The following is a 16308-nucleotide window of genomic DNA, read 5'->3' on the forward strand; positions in this document are numbered from 1 at the left end:
CCTCGGCGGAGGAGCGGGGCTCCTGCCTGTGTGGAGCGGACGGTGCCGACCGGGACCCCGAGCGCCCGTGCGGCGTCCCGGGGGGCCGGCCCCGTCCCGGACGCAGAGCACAAACACCTTCCACTTCTCGGGCCACAGCCGTCCCAGCGCGGCGGTGAGCTGTTCCGCGTCATGCACACGGCCCCGCCCGTTCGTCGGCGAAGTCCTGCACTCTCCACCTGTCCGGGCCTTGCCATGCTTGACCTTGACACCGTGTGAGGGCGTGCACTCGGAGACATCATGTTCACCATCGGAGACTTCGCCCGGTACGGGCGGGTGTCGGCCCGGATGCTGCGTCACTACGACGCCGTCGGGCTGCTGCACCCGGACCGTACCGACCCGGCCACCGGCTACCGCTATTACGGTGCCGCCCAGTTGGCCCGGCTCAACCGCATCATCGCCCTCAAGGAGCTCGGCTTCACCCTTCAGCAGGTGCGGGCCGTCCTCGACGAGGAAGTGGGCTCCGACGAGCTGCGCGGGATGCTGCGGCTGCGACGGGTGGAGTTGGAGGCGGCGATGGCGGCGGCGGCCGCCCGGCTGGCCCAGGTCGAGGCGAGTCTCCGGTCGATCGAGAGCGAGGGACACATGTCCGTGGAGGACGTCGTGATCAAGAGCGTTCCGGCAGTACGGGTCGCGGAGCTGACCGGTGTGGCCGCGGGGTACGGACCGGAGGACATCACACCGGTGATCGGCCCGCTGTACGAGCGGCTGTTCCCGCTGCTGGGCGGGGCGGGAGTCACCCCGACGGGCCCCGGCATCGCACGTTACGAGGACGCCCCGGAGGGCGGCGGCGCGATCGTCGTCCACGCCGGGGTGACGGTCTCGGCCCCGGTGGGGCCGCTGGGTGACACGGGAGTCACGGTGGTCGAGCTGCCCCCGTTCGAGGCGGCGACCATCGTCCACCGGGGTTCGATGGCCGGGATCCTGCCGACGTCCCAGGCCCTGGCGCAGTGGATCGACGCCAGTGGCTACCGGTCGGCGGGGTACGCACGCGAGATCAACCTGGAGTGCCCCGAGAACCGGGCGAAGTGGGTGACGGAGCTGCAGGAACCGGTGACCCGACGCTGACCGGCCGACGGGGAGGGTCCGGGGGCGCCCCCGGACCCTCCCCCGCTCACACCCCCGTGCCGGGTCCCGCCCAGAGCCCGTCGGCGGTCAGCCCGAGCAGGTCGATCGCGTTACGGCGCACGATGCGGTCCACGACGTCGGCGTCCAGGTGCCCCATCTGCGCCTCGCCGACCTCGCGGGACTTGGGCCAGGTGGAGTCGGAGTGCGGGTAGTCCGTCTCGTACAGGACGTTGCCCACTCCGATCGCGTCCAGGTTCTTCAGCCCGAAGGCGTCGTCGAAGAAGCAGCCGTGGACGTGCTCGGTGAACAGCTCCGAGGGAGGCCGGTGCACCTTGTCGGCCACGCCGCCCCAGGCGCGGTTCTCCTCCCAGACGACGTCGGCGCGTTCCAGGATGTACGGAATCCAGCCGATCTGGCCCTCCGCGTACATGATCCGCAAGTTCGGGAAGCGTTCGAACTTGCCGCTCATCAGCCAGTCCACCATCGAGAAGCAGCAGTTGGCGAAGGTGATGGTGGAGCCGACGGCCGGTGGGGCGTCGGCCGAGGTCGACGGCATCTTCGAGGACGAGCCGATGTGCATGGCGATCACCGTCCCCGTCTCGTCGCAGGCCCGGAGGAAGGGGTCCCACTCGTCCGTATGAATGGACGGCAGTCCGAGGTGCGGCGGTATCTCGGAGAACGCGACGGCACGCACCCCGCGCGCGGCATTGCGCCGCACCTCGTCGGCGGCCAACTGCGCGTCCCAGAGGGGTATCAGGGTGAGCGGGATGAGCCGGCCGTGCGCGTCGGGCCCGCACCACTCCTCGACCATCCAGTCGTTGTACGCGCGCACCCCCAGCAGTCCGAGTTCGCGGTCCTTCGCCTCGGTGAAGGTCTGGCCGCAGAAGCGGGGGAAGGTCGGGAAACAAAGGGCGGACTGGACGTGGTTGACGTCCATGTCGGCCAGTCGCTCGGGCACCGAGAACGAACCGGGGCGCATCTGCTCGTACGTGATGACTTCGAGCCTGATCTCGTCCCGGTCGTAGCCGACGGCGGTGTCGAGCCGGGTGAGGGGGCGGTGCAGGTCCTCGTACACCCACCAGTCGCCGATGGGGCCGTCGTCCCCCTTCGCGCCCATCACGGGCGCGAACCTGCCGCCCATGAAGGTCATTTCCTTGAGCGGCGCCCGGACCACGCGCGGTCCCGAGTCCGCGTACCGGGACGGGAGCCGGTCCCGCCAGACATGAGCGGGCTCCACCGTGTGGTCGTCCACCGAGATGATCTTCGGGAAGGTCTCCATGCGTACCACGGTAGCGTTGATCTGACGAAGCGTCAGCTATCTGGGCGCGGCCCCGTTCCACAATCGTTGTCGAGGGCTTGTGCAGAGAGTCACCCACTGCTGACGCGCCCCCCTTTCACAAGGCAGACTGTTGACGGCGATACCAACGGTATGGAGCAATCCGGATGGCCCGGGCGGCATCCGGACATATACAACCGTGCCGGGCAGCGCACAGAGCAGGACAGGAGACAGCAATGGGCCGTGACGACGGGCCACGGGTACGTGTTCCGGAGCAGCGGGCCCCGGAGCAGCGCACGGCGGATGAGGCCGGACTGCACTTTTCCCTGCTCGGTCCGGTACGGGCCCGGCGGGGCGACGAAACGCTGCCCTCCGGCTCACCCCAGCAACGCGCACTGCTGACGGCACTGCTGCTGAGGGGCGGGCGCACCGCCACGGCCGCCGAACTCATCGACGCCATCTGGGGCGAGGACCCGCCCTCCCAGGCCCTGGCCGCGGTACGCACCTACGCCTCCCGGCTCCGCAAGACCCTGGGCCCGCTCACCCTGGCGAGCGAGTCCGGCGGCTACGCGATGCGGATCGGGCCCGAGGAGCTCGACCTCACGGTGGCTCAGGAGCGGGTGGCCGACGCCGAGAAGGCCAGGGCGTCGGGCGACCGCTGCCGGGCCAGGACCCTGTTGAACGAGGCGCTGGGTCTCTGGGAGGGCGAGGCCCTGGCCTCCGTGCCCGGGCCGTACGCGGAGTACCAGCGCTCCCGGCTGGAGGAGTGGCGGCTCCAGCTCACCGAGACCCGCCTCGATCTGGACCTGGAGGTCGGCTGCCACGCGGAGGCGGTCTCCGAGCTGACCGCGCTCACCGCCGCACACCCGCTGCGCGAACGGCTGCGCGAGCTCCTGATGGTGGCTCTGTACCGCAGCGGCCGCCAGGCCGAGGCCCTCGCAGTGTATGCCGACACCCGGCGGCTGCTCTCCGAGGAACTGGGCGTCGACCCGCGTCCCGAACTCTCCGCGCTCCAGCAGCGCATCCTCCAGGCGGACGAGGACCTGGCCCGCCCGGCCGACGAACCCGCCCCCGCCGCGGCGCCCATCCGCCCCGCGCAACTCCCGGCCACGGTGCCCGACTTCACGGGCCGCGTCTCCTTCGTCCGCGAGCTGGGCAACCGCCTGGCGACCGCGGAGGGGTCGGTCATGGCCGTCTCCGCCCTGGCCGGCATCGGCGGCGTCGGCAAGACGACTCTCGCCGTGCACGTCGCCCACCAGGCCCGACGGCACTTCCCGGACGGACAGCTGTACGTCGACCTGCAGGGCGCGGGCGGCCGGGCCGCCGAGCCGGAGACGGTCCTCGGCGCGTTCCTGCGCGCCCTGGGCACGGCGGACTCGGCGATCCCGGACTCCCTGGACGAACGGGCGGCGCTCTACCGCTCCACGCTGGACGGCCGCCGCATCCTGGTCCTCCTGGACAACGCCCATGACGCCGCGCAGATCCGCCCCCTGCTCCCCGGCACGGCGGGGTGCGCGGCGCTGGTCACCAGCCGGGTCCGGATGGTCGACCTGGCGGGTGCGCACCTGGTCGACCTGGACGTGATGTCGCCCGAGGAGGCGCTCCAGCTCTTCACCCGGATCGTCGGCGAGGAGCGCATCAGCGCGGAGCGCGAGGCGGCCCTCGACGTGGTCGCCGCCTGCGGCTTCCTCCCCCTGGCCATCCGCATCGCCGCGTCCCGGCTGGCGGCCCGCCGCACCTGGACGGTCTCGGTCCTGGCCGCGAAGCTCGCGGACGAGCGCCGCCGGCTGGACGAGCTCCAGGCGGGCGACCTCGCGGTGAAGGCCACGTTCGAGCTCGGCTACGGCCAGCTGGAACCGGCCCAGGCCCGTGCCTTCCGCCTCCTGGGCCTCGCGGACGGCCCGGACATCTCCCTGGCCGCGGCGGCGGCGCTGCTCAACCTGGAGGCCCACGCGGCGGAGGACCTCCTGGAGGCGCTGGTCGACACGTCCCTCCTGGAGTCGGCGGCGCCGGGCCGCTACCGCTACCACGACCTGGTGCGCCTCTACGCACGTTCGTGCGCGGAGCGGGACGAAGAGCCGCCGCAGGAGCGGGAGCGGGCGCTCTCGCGGCTGCTGGACTTCTACCTGGCGACCGTTGCCTGCGTCAGCGCGATGGAGAAGCCGGGCGACACCCTGGTGGACCACCTCACACCCACCTCCTACGCCGGGCTCGCCTTCTCCAGCCGGCGAGAGGCTCAGGACTGGCTCTACGCGGAGGCAGGAACGCTGCTGGCGTGCGCCCGCCAGTCCGCGAGTGGAGGGACACTGCCCCGAGCAGTCGACCTGCTGTGGATCGCGGTCGATCTGGCCGAATCGGGGGCGAACGCGAAGGAGTACGAGGCGACGGTCACCGCGGCCTGCACGGCGGCGGCCACGGCCGGTGACGCCAGGTCGGAGGGCAGGGCACTCCTCGTCCTGGCCAACGTGCACCATGTCACCGGGCGCTTCGATCTGATCGAGATCGAGTGCGGGCGGGTGCTTCAGCTCTCCCCGGTCGCACAGGACCCCCTCCCCGTCTGCTGGGCATCCAACCTGCTCGGCATCATCGCGCTCTACGAGAACCGGCACGCGGACGGTGAGGAGCATCTGGCCCGCGCCATAGCGCTGTTCCAGGACCTCGACGACCGGCCGGGGCAGGCCTCCGCCCTGTGCAATCTGTCGCGTGTCCACCTCGCCATGGGCCGAACCGCGAGCGCCGTGTCACTCGCGCAGCAGGGAACGGCGATGTACGACGAGATGGACCACGCGCTCAAAGGCGCGAACGGCCGCTACGCGTTGGGCCTCGCGCTGACTCAGAGCGGCCGGCTGGAAGCCGCGGCAGACAGTTTGCAGGAGGCCTACCAGGTCTTCAAGGACAGCCGGCAGCGGCTGTGGGAAGGCATGGCGCTGTTCCGCCTCGCGGAGGTCGACATCGCGGCACAGCGCCCGGCTCAGGCAGCCGCCAGTGCCGAGATGGCGCTCACCGTCCTGCGCGGGATCGGTGGGGAGTGGCGGCGGGGCAACGTCCTGACGGTCCTCGGCAGTTCCCTGGCCGGGGTCGGGCAGACCGGTCGCGCCCAGGTCTGCTGGAGCGAGGCGCTCGCCATCTTCGAATCGCTCGGCTCCCCCGAAGCCGACATGGTGCGAGGTCTGCTTCGTGCCGTCGCAGTCGTCTGAGCTGCTCCAATCAGGCCGTTCATCGTTCGTTTATCGCGACACGGCAGTCTCTACCCAGTCGATCCGTCGCGTCGGGGGGCAGACGGGGCGACCTACGGCCGTGGCACTAATGTGAGCGGCCCCGACAGGCCCGTCCGGCAGTCCACGGGGGAACAGCCGGACGGGCCTGGTCGACCCAGCACGCAGAATCACTAACGGGAGAAGACGATCATGGCCGACGCTCAGAGCAACGAGCCGATCATCAAGCCGCTCAACACGCACGCCACCAGCGAGCCGGCGAACATCCTGGGTACGGACGGCGGGATCAAGCCGCTCAACACCCACGCCACGAGCGAGCCCGCGGGTGAGACGGAAGCCACGACCGACAACACGCACGCCACGAGCGAGCCGGTCAACTAGAGCCGCACTACGACGGGGAAGCGGCCGCGGCGGCGCGGAGGGGGAGCCGTCGCGGCCGCTGCATGTCCGGACACGGACGTTCCGCACGATCGCGCCGGGGTGCGGCCGCCTCCCGCCAGGCGTACCGCGGGCCGGCTGAACCAGCCCCCGCGCCAGGGCCGCAGCCCCCGGGCCCGGGACCCGCAGTGACCGATGCTCCCGACGGAGTGCGCGGCAGGCGCGCGCCCGCCCGGCAGAGCCGCTCAGCCTCCCGTGCGCCCCCGCAGCTCCCCCTTCACCACCTTGCCGCTCGCGTTGCGCGGGAGCTCGTCGACGAACTCCACCGCCCTCGGCACCTTGTAGTTCGCCATCTCCCGCCGCGACCACGCGATCAGGTCGTCCGCCGTCACCGTCGCGCCCGGGCGGCGCACCGCGTACGCCTTGCCGACCTCGCCGAGACGGGGGTCGGGGATGCCGATCACCGCGACGTCCGCCACGTCCGGATGCAGGCCCAGCAGCTGTTCGATCTCCGCCGGGTAGGCGTTGAAGCCACCGACGATGAACATGTCCTTGATCCGGTCCGTGATCCTCAGGTTGCCGTCGGCGTCGAGGATTCCCACGTCGCCGGTGTGCAGCCAGCCGTCCGAGGTGATCGTCGCCGCCGTCGTCTCCGGGTCCTCGAAGTAGCCGCTCATCACGTTGAAGCCGCGGACCAGGATCTCGCCCGGGGTGCCGGGGGCGGCCAGGACGCGGAGCTCCGTGCCGGGAATCGCCCGGCCCGAGGTGGAGGCGATCACCTGCGGCGGGTCGCCGCGGCGGCACATCGTGACGATGCCGCTCGCCTCGGAGAGGCCGTAGGCGGTCAGGACCGTGGCGATGTGCAGTTCCGTGCGGAGGCGTTCGACCAGTTGCAGGGGGACGACCGCCGCCCCCGTCACCACCAGGCGCAGGGCCGAGAGGTCGTGGGCCGCGCGGGCCGGGTGGTCCAGGAGGGACTGGTGGAGCGTGGGCGGGCCGGGCAGGACCGAGATGCGTTCGGCCGCGATGTTGGCGAGGACCGTGTCCACGTTGAAGACCGGCTGCGGGACCATCGTGGCGCCCCGCATCAGGCACGCGATGATGCCCGCCTTGTAGCCGAAGGTGTGGAAGAACGGGTTCACGATCAGATAGCGGTCGCCCTCGCGCAGACCGGCCAGCTCGCTCCAGATCGCATAGCAGCGCAGGGTCTGCGCGTGGCTGATGACGGCGCCCTTGGGGCGGCCCGTGGTGCCTGAGGTGTAGATGATGTCGGAGGGGGAGGACGGGGCGATGGCGTCGGCCCGGGTCCGTACCTGCTCGGCGGATATCCGATCCCCTGCCGCCAGGAAGTCCTTCCAGGTCACGTAGGCATCGGCCTCGGGCGCGGTGTCGGCGAGGACCACCACCTGCTCCAGGTGCGGGAGTTCGACCGCGGCCCGGCGCAGCGACGCCACGTACGACGTGCCGAGGAAGGTGCCCGTGACGAAGAGCAGCTTCGCCCGGCTCCGGTCCAGCACATAGGCGGCTTCCGTGCCCTTGAACCGGGTGTTGAGCGGAACGAGGACGGCGCCCGCGGTCACCGCTCCCAGCGCGGAGACGATCCAGTCCAGGGTGTTCGGGGCCCAGACCGCGACCCGGTCCCCCGGCTCCACGCCCGAGGCCATGCACGCGGCGGCGGCCCGCTCCACGCGTTCGCCGAGTTCCGTGTACGTGATCCGGGTGCGGCCCTCGACCACCGCCTCCCGGTCGCCGTACCGCCCCGCTGCCTCGCGTACCAGGTTCGGGACGGTGGACCATTCCTCGTCGCCGCGCATCTCGTGCCCTCCCGCCGAACCGGAAATCCGCCGTAGCCGGCTTAGCTGACTATCCGTCAGATTAGCTGTAGCCTCCTCCGCTGTCAGCAGTCATGACGTCTCGGAGGTGGCGGGTGGCGACGCTCAAGGACAAGGCAGCGATAGCCGGTATCGGGCAGACGGAATTCGCGAAACATCTGCCCGAGTCCGAGAAGACCCTGGCGTGCCGGGCCATCCTGGCGGCGCTCGACGACGCGGGAATCGCCGCGTCGGAGGTGGACGCGTTCGCCTCGTACACGATGGAGGAGACCGACGAGGTCGAGGTCGCCAAGGCGATCGGGGCCGGGGACGTCACCTTCTTCAGCAAGGTGGGATACGGGGGCGGAGGCTCCTGCGCGACGCTCGCGCATCTCGCCGCCGCCGTCGCCACCGGGCAGGCGAGCGTGGGCGTCGCCTGGCGCTCCCGCAAGCGCGGGTCGGGGCCGCGCCCCTGGAAGAACACCGCCGTGCAACTCCCCACCCCCGCCCAGTGGACCCGGCCGTACGGACTGCTGCGGCCCGCCGACGAGATCGGGATGCTGGCCCGGCGGTACATGCACGAGTACGGGGCGACCCGCGACCACCTCTTCAACGTCGCACTCGCCTGCCGCAACCGCGCCAACCAGAACCCCGCCGCGGTGATGTTCGAACGGCCGCTGACCCGCGAGATGTACATGAACTCGCGCTGGATCAGCGAGCCGCTCTGCCTCTTCGACAACTGCCTGGAGACGGACGGGGCGCTGGCCTGCGTCATCGTCTCCGCCGAACGGGCCCGCGACTGCCGGCAGAAGCCCGTCTACCTCCACTCCGTCGCCCAGGGGCTGCCCGCCCAGCACCACGGGATGGTCAACTACTGGAACGACGACCCGCTCACCGGACCCGCCTGGACGGCGGCCCGACAGCTGTGGAAGCAGGCCGACTTCGGGCCCGAGGACGTCGATGTGGCCCAGATCTACGACGCGTTCACCCCCCTCATCCCGCTCTCCCTGGAGGGATACGGATTCTGCGGGCGCGGCGAGGGTGCCGCGTTCACCGAGGGCGGGGCCCTGGAGAGCGGCGGCCGCCTGCCGATCAACACGGGCGGCGGCGGGCTCAGCGAGGGGTACGTACACGGCTTCAACCTCATCAACGAGGGCGTGAAGCAGCTGCGCGGCATCTCCACCGCCCAGGTCCCGGACGCCTCCACCTGCCTGGTCACCGCCGGCGAGGGCGTCCCCACATCGGCCGTACTGCTGAGGAGCTGACCTCGATGAACGACCTTCTGCTGCCCGTCGTCGACGAGGACGGCGCCCCCTTCTGGGAGTACGCGGCCCACGGCGAACTGCGCGTCCAGGCGTGCGCCGCCCCCGGCTGCGGGCGGCTCCGCTTCCCGCCCCGGCCGTGCTGCCCGCACTGCCAGTCCTTCGAGAGCGAGTGGCGGGTGATGAGCGGACGCGGCCGCATCTGGTCGTACGTGCTGCCACATCCGCCGCTGCTGCCCGCGTACGCCGGCCAGGCCCCGTACAACGCCGTGATCGTCGAGCTGGCCGACGCCCCTGATATCCGGCTGGTCGGCAACGTGGTCAGCGGGCCCGACGCACCGCTGAACTCCGTCGACCCGGCCCGGCTGCGGATCGGGGCGGCGGTGAAGGCGGTCTTCTGCCCCGTCCCCCCCGACGCGACCCTGGTCCGCTGGACGCTGGAGAGGTGACCGGGGATGGCGCTGCGCACGGAGACGGACAAGGAGACCGGGGTCGCCCTGCTCACCCTGGACCGGCCGGAGAAGCACAACGCGATCGATCTCGCGACGGCCGACGAACTCGGCGCCGCCTGGCGGGCGTTCCGGTTCGACGACGAGGTGCGGGCCGTCGTGATCACCGGGGCGGGCGGGCGGGCGTTCTGCGCCGGCATCGACCGGGGCGTGGACGTCCCGCAGCCCTCGTCCCCGTACGCGATCGACGATCCGCTGCTCACGATCGGGCCGAAGGCCAACGACCTGTGGAAGCCGGTGATCGCGGCCGTGGAGGGGATGGCCTGCGGCGGGGCGTTCTACCTGCTGGGGGAGGCCGAGTTCGTCATCGCGTCCGAGGAGGCGACGTTCTTCGACCCGCACACCACGTACGGCATGGTCAGCGCGTACGAGGCGATCGCCATGGCGCAGCGAATGCCGTTCGGTGAGGTGGCCCGGATGTCACTGATGGGGACGGCGGAGCGGGTCACGGCCCGTCGTGCGTACGAGACCGGGCTCGTCAGCGAGCTGACCCCGCCCGGCGGCGCGGTGGCGGCGGCGCTGAGGGCGGCGGCGGTCATCGCCTCGTACCCGTCCGGCGGGGTCCAGGGGACGGTACGAGCGCTCTGGTCCGCGAAGGAGGCGGCCCGGGCACAGGCCTTCGCCCACGCCCCGCACCTGATAGCGCTCGGAAACCTGGCGCCGGAGCAGCAGACGGAGCTGTTCAGGGGGCGGGGCGGAGGTGGCGGATTCCGGCTGCGGTGAAGGCCGGGCGGGAGCCGCCGGGGCCGGTCAGTAGTCGAGCTCGGCGGTGACGGCGCACTTCTTCACCCGGGACACCTTCCGCGGGTTGGCCATCCGGACGGAGACGGTCTTCGTCTCGCCGCCATCGGCCTCCACCGTCGCCTCACCGGTGTCGACGGTGTTGCCGGCCGAGTCGAGGAACGTCACGTCGACCTCGTACGTGTGGGTACCGATCTCGTTCGCCGTGAGGCGCACGGTGGAGGTGGTGACCGCCTTGCGCTTGCCCTTGCGGGGCGCCGCGCAACGGAAGACGTACGCCTGCGGGGCGTCCGTCGCGGTGGCGGTGGGGGTCGGGGTGCCGTACGTGGAACCGGAGGAGCCGCTCGACGAGCTGTAGTCGTCATCGTCGTCGTAGTCGGTGTCGTGGTAGGTGCCGTTGCTCTTCTTGGAGTTGGAGCACCCACCGCCACTGCTGCTGCTCGACTTGCTCTTTCCGCTGCGGCTCTTGCCGCCCTTGCTGCCGCTGCTGAATCCGGTGAGCGCAAGTACCACGGCCACCAGGACCACTGTGAGCTTCACGTGCTGCCGCACCATCGGTACGTCCCCCTTGTGTTGTCCCTCTTGTGCTGCGGGCCGGCCGGGCTGCCGGGCGGCCGCGCGACACCGTAGCGCACAGCATGGCGGGCCCCGCCCGGCGGTCCCGTCATGGCCCTGTCACGATCTCGTCATCATCCGTCTGGTGGCGAGGGTCATGACCCCGGCGTAGCGTCGAGTCGAGAGCGGTGGGGATCCGCGCCGCCGGCCGGTGGCGCCTCTCACGCCCCGCGGGAGGTACCGGACATGATCCGTAACGTCCTCGGCTCGATCGTCGCTCTCCTAGGAGCGGCGGCCGCCGTGCTGAGCCCCTTCCGTGACTGGTACGACGGCCGCCTCGGGCGGTACTACCGGATCGACGAGCTGTTCACCGGCGTCACGGGAGCACACCCCGGCGTGCTCGGTTCGATCCTGCTGCCCTTCCTCTTCGCCGCGGTCCTCGCGATCGTGGGCGTGGTGCTGCGATTCCGGCCGATGGTCGCCCTCGCGGGTGTGCTGGTGCTCGGATTCACGGTCCTGTGGATGGTGCGGCAGGGGCAGGCCGCGGGCAGCCTGACCGTCGCGGGCGACGGTTCCGGACTTCAGCAGGGGGTTGCGGGCGCGGCGGGTGGCGGTGTGCTGATCCTGCTGGGCGCGGCGCTGATGTCGGGGCGGGTACGCCGTACCCGGACCGACCACCCGTACGCGGCGCCGGGGTCCGCCGATCCGGACACATGGCCGCCCACGCGGGAGCCGGGGCCGTCGGTGCAGACGAGTCCGTGGCCGGAGCCGGAGGCGGAGCCGTACGTGGGCCCCGGGACGGGCTCGGCGTCCGGTCCCCCGTCGGGGCAGGCGTCCGGTCCCCCGTCGGGGGCGGCCGGGCCCGCGCGTGACGCCGACACCGAACCGACGGCGACGTACCCGGTCCAGGACCGCCCGGACCGCCCGGGCCCCCCGCGGGAGTAGCCCCCCGTCGAAGCCGTCCACTTCCCGGCGCCTTCCTGCGGGTCGGGCCGGCGGGGCGGGCCGGAAGGCCTACGCGCGGGCCCTGTTGCCCGTGCCCGTGCCCTTCATCGCGTCCAGCGCGTACACGCAGCGGTCCTTGCTGCACGCGTAGACCACCCCGCCCTGCGCCACCGGCGAACCCGTGATCTCGCCGCCCGTGGCGAGCTTCCAGCGAAGCTGGCCGCCGGCCGCGTCCAGCGTGTACAGGACGTGGTCGGCGGAGCCGAAGTGGACGCGGCCGTCGGCGACGACCGGCGCGCCCACGACCTCGCCGCCCGCCGCGAACCGCCACTTCGGGGTGCCCGTGACCGCGTCCAGCGTGTACAGCGCGCTGCCGCTGCCGACATGCACGTTGCCCGCCATCACCAGCACCGGCTCGATCGACTGCCGGGGCTCCGTCGCGATGCGCCAGCGGTCCTTGCCGTTCGAGGCGTCGAGTGCGTACACCGTGCCGAGGTAGTCCGCGAGGTACACCCCGCCGCCGGTGACGGCCGGGCCCGGGGCGAAGGCGGGCGCGGAGAGGAACACCGCCGGCGACTCGAAGCGCCAGCGCACATGGCCCGAGACGATGTCCACGGCAAGGACCCGGGTCCCCGCGGCAACGTACACATAGCCGTCCGGCGCCGGGGTCACCCGGACCGGCACCCCACCGCAGGAGGCCGCGTCACCGACCGGGTAGGACCACCGCTCGGTGCCCGTACGGGCGTCTACGGCCCGCAGCCGGGCGTCCTGCCAGAGGTAGACCGTCCCGTCGTGGAGCGCCGGCCCGGCCTCCGCCGTCTCGAAGTCCGTCTGCGCGCCGGTGATCTCCCAGAGCCGCTCGCCCGTGGACGCCTCCCACGCCTGGACGCCGCCGCCCCGGGTGCCGGTGACGACCGTGCCGCGGTCGGCCTTCAGGGAGTACACCCACGCATCGGACTGAAGCCGCCATCGCTCGCTGCCGGTCGACGCGTCCAGGGCGTAGAGCGACGGTCCGTCGGAGGCGAGGATGCTGCCGCCGTCCACGGCCATCGCCCAGGCCACGTCGCGGGTCTTGAACTGACGCCGCCCGTTTCCGGTGTCCAGCGCGTGCACCTCGAAGGAGGTGACGTACAGCAGGTCACCGACGACGACCGGGGTCCCCCACACATCGTTCGACATCCGGAACCGCCAGGGGCGCCAGCGGCCCGGGTCGGCCGCCGCGCTGTCGGGCGCGTGCGCCGGTGCGGGCACCGGGGCGGTCACCGGGGCGGTCGCCGCCACGTTGACCCCGGCGGGCGGGCGCACCCAGCCGGTCGCCGGACCGGCTTCGGCGGTGGCCGCCCCGGCCCGTACGTCCTGGGCGCGCGGACCCGGACCGATCGGGACGCGCGCGCCGGACAGCCGCACCGGACCGCCGTCGGGCACCTGCGCGGGCGGAGCGGAGGGCGGGGCGGCCGGCGGGCGCCCCTCGGCGCCGCTGCGCCAGGCGTTGTCCCAGTCGGAGGCCGCCGGCTGCGGAGGCGGCGCCACGGGTGCGGGCGGGACGGGCGGTGCGGCGGCGACCGCGCGCCCGCCGCCGCGACGCTGCTCGATCATCGCGGTGGCGGGGGCCGGCAGCCAGGCCGACGCCGTGCCGCTGTCGTCGGTGCCGGAGGCGAAGAGGTGCGGGGAGAGCTGGGCCTGCAGTTCGGCGGGGGTGGGCCGCATCGAGGCGTCCATCTGCATGCACGACTCGATCAGCGACCGCAGATCGTCGGGCAGACCGCTGACGTCGGGGCCCTCGCGCAGCAGCATGAAGACCGTCTCGACCGGGTTGGCCCCGTGGAACGGTGCATGGCCGGTCGCCGCGAAGACCAGCGTGGAGCCCAGCGAGAAGATGTCACTGGCGCCGGTGACGCTGCGCGAGTCCCGCGCCTGCTCGGGCGACATGTACGCGGGCGTGCCCACGGCCACGTTCGTCATGGTGAGCCGGGTGTTGGAGACACCGGACGCGATCCCGAAGTCGATCACCCGGGGGCCGTCCTCGACGACGAGCACGTTGGACGGCTTCATGTCGCGGTGGACGAGCTTCGCGCCGTGGATGGACTGCAGGGCCTCCGCGATGCCCGCCGCCAGCCAGCGCACGGCCTGGGTCGGCATCGGCCCGCACTCATTCACTATCTCTTCGAGGGAGGGCGCGGGCACATAGGCGGTGGCGAGCCAGGGCACGGCGGCGCGCGGGTCGGCGTCGACCACGGCGGCCGTGTAGAAACCGCTGACGGCCCGGGCGGCCTCCACCTCACGCGTGAAGCGGACCCGGAACAGCTGGTCCTCGGCCAGTTCCGTGCGGACCGTCTTGATCGCCACCCGCCGGCCGGACGCCGAGCGGGCGAGATAGACCAGCCCCATGCCGCCGGCCCCGAGCCGTCCCAGCACCTCGAACGGGCCGATCCGCCTCGGGTCGTGCTGCGTCAGCTGCTCCACCACTTGCCTGCCACCTCCCCGTACGGACCTCAGGGAACAGAGGTCCGCGAAAAACCCGCCGTGTGCAGCGTCTCATCAGTGGGCACCACCCGGCGGTGCGCACCCTGATTCTTCCTGGCCGAGGCGCCGGTTGCGAACCCGGGGGCGGATCGGGGTGTCCTGGATCACTTTGTGCCGTATCAGGACACGGGGGGCTGAAGTACGGCGAAAACGGCGCCCTGGTCGTCCTGAACGACTGCCATCCGCCCGTAGGGGATGTCGAAGGGCGGCTCGGAGACGCGGCCGCCGAGCCGCTTGACGGTATCGGCCGACGCGTCGCAGTCGGCCACGGCGAAGTAGCTGAGGAAGTAGCTGGGCATCTCGGCGGGGAACGCGTCCGTGATGACGCTGCGCCCGCCGACCGCGGTGTCGGGGCCCGGTTCGGTGCCCGCCGGGGACCACATGCGGAAGTCGACGCCGGATTCCGCCGTACCCGGACCGCCGGAGTCGTCGAGCTCCGCGGAGGTGAAGCCGAAGGCTTTCTCGTAGAACGTGTCGACCCGGTCCTTCTGCCGCGTGTAGACCTCGGTCCAGCAGAAGGAACCGGGCTCGTTCTGCTTCTGGAAGCCCTTGCGCTCACCGGCCTGCCAGAGGCCGAATACGGCACCGCCGGGGTCCGCGGCCTGGGCGAGCACGCCGGACCGACCGACCCGGACGGGGTCGGTGATCACCTGTCCGCCGTGCTCGCGGATCCGGGCGACGGAAGCGGTGATGTCGTCGGTGGCGAAGTAGACGCCCCAGGCGGTCGGCATCCGGCCGTCCTGCTTGGCGGCGAGGGCGGCGACCAGCCTCCCCTCGCTGAGGGCGTCGGCGAAGGGGCCGTCGCCGGCGCGGAAGGTCCAGCCGAAGAGCTCACCGTAGAAGCGCTTGCCCGCTTCGAGGTCGGGGAGCTGCACATCCACCCAGCACGGGGCGGACTGCGCGAATGCGGCCATGGGCCCGGATCCTTCCGTCTCGGTGACGCTCATCCGTCGTGACGCTCGTCACACCCAACGTAGCCGCGCACCGCGCGCATCGCGCCCCGACCTCGCCGAATCGAACATAATTTCGATACAGGGTTTCCGGACACCGCCGTGGCACCACCCTCACGGAAAGTTATCCACGGAAGTTGTCCACAGGCTGTTGATAACACTAATCAGACTGTGGGGAACCGGGAGAGCGAGCCCGGGCGCATCGTCCGAAATCAGCCCACTCCCCCCATCGCACTTGCCGCGCGCCCCATTTGCAGTCGGCCGAATCGCGCTCCGATCACCCGTCGGTAAGCTGACGGCATGACAGGACAAGTACGCACCGTCGACGGCCGCGTGGCCGGTCGACGCGGACAGGCGACGCGGCAGAAGCTGCTCGACTGCCTCAGCGAGATGCTCAGCTCCTCGCCGTACCGGGACGTCAAAGTCATCGACGTCGCCCGGAAGGCGGGGACTTCACCCGCGACCTTCTACCAGTACTTCCCCGACGTCGAGGGCGCCGTCCTCGAAATCGCCGAAGAGATGGCCAAGGAGGGTGCCGGACTGACCGAACTGGTCGCCGGACGCTCCTGGGTCGGCAAGTCGGGATGGCAGGCAGCCGAAGAACTCGTCGAGGGGTTCCTCGACTTCTGGCGGCGCAACGATGCCATCCTGCGCGTGGTCGACCTCGGCGCCGCCGAGGGCGACAAGCGGTTCTACAAGATCCGCATGAAGATCCTGAACTCCGTCACCAACTCCCTCACGGACTCGGTGAAGGAGCTCCAGGCCAAGGGCAAGGTCGACAAGGACGTCAGCGCCGCGGCGATGGCGGGCTCCCTGGTCGCGATGCTGGCCGCCGTCGCCTCACACCAGAAGGGCTTCACCACCTGGGGCGTCAAGCAGGCCGAACTCAGGCCGAACCTCGCGCTGTTGGTGCATCTGGGCATCACCGGCAAGAAGCCGACCAAGTAGCGCCCGCGCCGGAATCCCGTACTGGGTGACGCGCGGTGATCCCGGGCGCCCCAGGTCCTGTCTCACCGACGGCGGACCACGCATGTGG

13 protein-coding genes are annotated in these 16308 nt (G+C 71.6%); 8 read left to right on the plus strand and 5 right to left on the minus strand.

Annotated elements, in window-relative coordinates:
* Window positions 1-279 precede the first annotated feature (279 nt).
* The gene (locus tag OG538_RS14945; RefSeq protein ID WP_406093803.1) at window positions 280-1107 is read left to right on the plus strand and encodes a MerR family transcriptional regulator; all 828 of its coding nucleotides are present in this window, start codon (window positions 280-282) and stop codon (window positions 1105-1107) included.
* A 46-nt stretch (window positions 1108-1153) separates the two neighbouring features.
* On the opposite strand, the gene OG538_RS14950 is transcribed toward OG538_RS14945, so the two are convergent.
* Entirely contained in the window at window positions 1154-2386 is a 1233-nt protein-coding gene (locus OG538_RS14950; protein ID WP_406093805.1) for an amidohydrolase family protein, read from the minus strand.
* A gap of 233 nt (window positions 2387-2619) precedes the next feature.
* Here OG538_RS14950 and OG538_RS14955 point away from each other — a divergent pair, with 233 nt between their 5' ends.
* Together OG538_RS14955 and OG538_RS14960 are read left to right on the plus strand one after the other, a co-directional pair.
* Window positions 2620-5580, plus strand: coding sequence for a BTAD domain-containing putative transcriptional regulator (locus OG538_RS14955; protein ID WP_406093807.1), 2961 nt, complete (start codon window positions 2620-2622; stop codon window positions 5578-5580).
* A gap of 210 nt (window positions 5581-5790) precedes the next feature.
* On the plus strand, window positions 5791-5979 hold the full coding sequence (locus OG538_RS14960; RefSeq protein WP_406093809.1) for a hypothetical protein: 189 nt from the start codon (window positions 5791-5793) through the stop codon (window positions 5977-5979).
* 242 nt (window positions 5980-6221) lie between these two features.
* Here the strand turns inward: OG538_RS14960 and OG538_RS14965 are convergent, their stop codons facing one another.
* Entirely contained in the window at window positions 6222-7790 is a 1569-nt protein-coding gene (locus OG538_RS14965; protein ID WP_406093811.1) for a FadD3 family acyl-CoA ligase, read from the minus strand.
* A 113-nt stretch (window positions 7791-7903) separates the two neighbouring features.
* Here OG538_RS14965 and OG538_RS14970 point away from each other — a divergent pair, with 113 nt between their 5' ends.
* From OG538_RS14970 to OG538_RS14980, 3 genes are read left to right on the plus strand one after another with little or no spacing between them, the layout of a single operon-like run.
* Entirely contained in the window at window positions 7904-9052 is a 1149-nt protein-coding gene (locus tag OG538_RS14970) for a lipid-transfer protein (RefSeq protein WP_406100150.1), read from the plus strand.
* A 5-nt stretch (window positions 9053-9057) separates the two neighbouring features.
* Window positions 9058-9498, plus strand: coding sequence for a Zn-ribbon domain-containing OB-fold protein (locus tag OG538_RS14975; RefSeq protein ID WP_406093813.1), 441 nt, complete (start codon window positions 9058-9060; stop codon window positions 9496-9498).
* 6 nt (window positions 9499-9504) lie between these two features.
* Complete coding sequence (locus OG538_RS14980; protein WP_406093815.1) at window positions 9505-10281, plus strand: enoyl-CoA hydratase/isomerase family protein; 777 nt, start codon at window positions 9505-9507, stop codon at window positions 10279-10281.
* Window positions 10282-10308: 27 nt separating this feature from the next.
* Here OG538_RS14980 and OG538_RS14985 read toward each other — a convergent pair whose 3' ends face one another.
* The gene (locus OG538_RS14985) at window positions 10309-10854 is read right to left on the minus strand and encodes a hypothetical protein (RefSeq protein WP_406093817.1); all 546 of its coding nucleotides are present in this window, start codon (window positions 10852-10854) and stop codon (window positions 10309-10311) included.
* A gap of 246 nt (window positions 10855-11100) precedes the next feature.
* Between OG538_RS14985 and OG538_RS14990 the strand changes: the two genes are divergently transcribed.
* Window positions 11101-11799, plus strand: a complete 699-nt coding sequence (locus OG538_RS14990; protein ID WP_406093819.1) for a hypothetical protein — start codon at window positions 11101-11103, stop codon at window positions 11797-11799.
* Between the two features lie 69 nt (window positions 11800-11868).
* On the opposite strand, the gene OG538_RS14995 is transcribed toward OG538_RS14990, so the two are convergent.
* Together OG538_RS14995 and OG538_RS15000 are read right to left on the minus strand one after the other, a co-directional pair.
* Window positions 11869-14262 (minus strand): PQQ-binding-like beta-propeller repeat protein, encoded by a 2394-nt coding sequence (locus OG538_RS14995; protein ID WP_406100152.1) that lies wholly within the window; start codon window positions 14260-14262, stop codon window positions 11869-11871.
* Between the two features lie 179 nt (window positions 14263-14441).
* Window positions 14442-15236, minus strand: a complete 795-nt coding sequence (locus OG538_RS15000) for a VOC family protein (RefSeq protein ID WP_406093821.1) — start codon at window positions 15234-15236, stop codon at window positions 14442-14444.
* A 336-nt stretch (window positions 15237-15572) separates the two neighbouring features.
* Between OG538_RS15000 and OG538_RS15005 the strand changes: the two genes are divergently transcribed.
* Window positions 15573-16220, plus strand: coding sequence for a TetR family transcriptional regulator (locus tag OG538_RS15005; RefSeq protein ID WP_359131959.1), 648 nt, complete (start codon window positions 15573-15575; stop codon window positions 16218-16220).
* Window positions 16221-16308 lie beyond the last annotated feature (88 nt).

This window comes from Streptomyces sp. NBC_01013, assembly GCF_045162765.1.
In the GTDB taxonomy this organism is placed as follows: Bacteria; Actinomycetota; Actinomycetes; order Streptomycetales; family Streptomycetaceae; genus Streptomyces.

What these genes read in the sequence shown, in the direction of transcription:
- OG538_RS14945 (WP_406093803.1), top strand. Translation starts at nt 280, where the DNA reads ATGTTCACCATCGGAGACTTCGCCCGGTACGGGCGGGTGTCGGCCCGG.
- OG538_RS14950 (WP_406093805.1), bottom strand. Translation starts at nt 2,386, where the DNA reads ATGGAGACCTTCCCGAAGATCATCTCGGTGGACGACCACACGGTGGAG.
- OG538_RS14955 (WP_406093807.1), top strand. Translation starts at nt 2,620, where the DNA reads ATGGGCCGTGACGACGGGCCACGGGTACGTGTTCCGGAGCAGCGGGCC.
- OG538_RS14960 (WP_406093809.1), top strand. Translation starts at nt 5,791, where the DNA reads ATGGCCGACGCTCAGAGCAACGAGCCGATCATCAAGCCGCTCAACACG.
- OG538_RS14965 (WP_406093811.1), bottom strand. Translation starts at nt 7,790, where the DNA reads ATGCGCGGCGACGAGGAATGGTCCACCGTCCCGAACCTGGTACGCGAG.
- OG538_RS14975 (WP_406093813.1), top strand. Translation starts at nt 9,058, where the DNA reads ATGAACGACCTTCTGCTGCCCGTCGTCGACGAGGACGGCGCCCCCTTC.
- OG538_RS14980 (WP_406093815.1), top strand. Translation starts at nt 9,505, where the DNA reads ATGGCGCTGCGCACGGAGACGGACAAGGAGACCGGGGTCGCCCTGCTC.
- OG538_RS14985 (WP_406093817.1), bottom strand. Translation starts at nt 10,854, where the DNA reads ATGGTGCGGCAGCACGTGAAGCTCACAGTGGTCCTGGTGGCCGTGGTA.
- OG538_RS14990 (WP_406093819.1), top strand. Translation starts at nt 11,101, where the DNA reads ATGATCCGTAACGTCCTCGGCTCGATCGTCGCTCTCCTAGGAGCGGCG.
- OG538_RS15000 (WP_406093821.1), bottom strand. Translation starts at nt 15,236, where the DNA reads ATGGCCGCATTCGCGCAGTCCGCCCCGTGCTGGGTGGATGTGCAGCTC.
- OG538_RS15005 (WP_359131959.1), top strand. Translation starts at nt 15,573, where the DNA reads ATGACAGGACAAGTACGCACCGTCGACGGCCGCGTGGCCGGTCGACGC.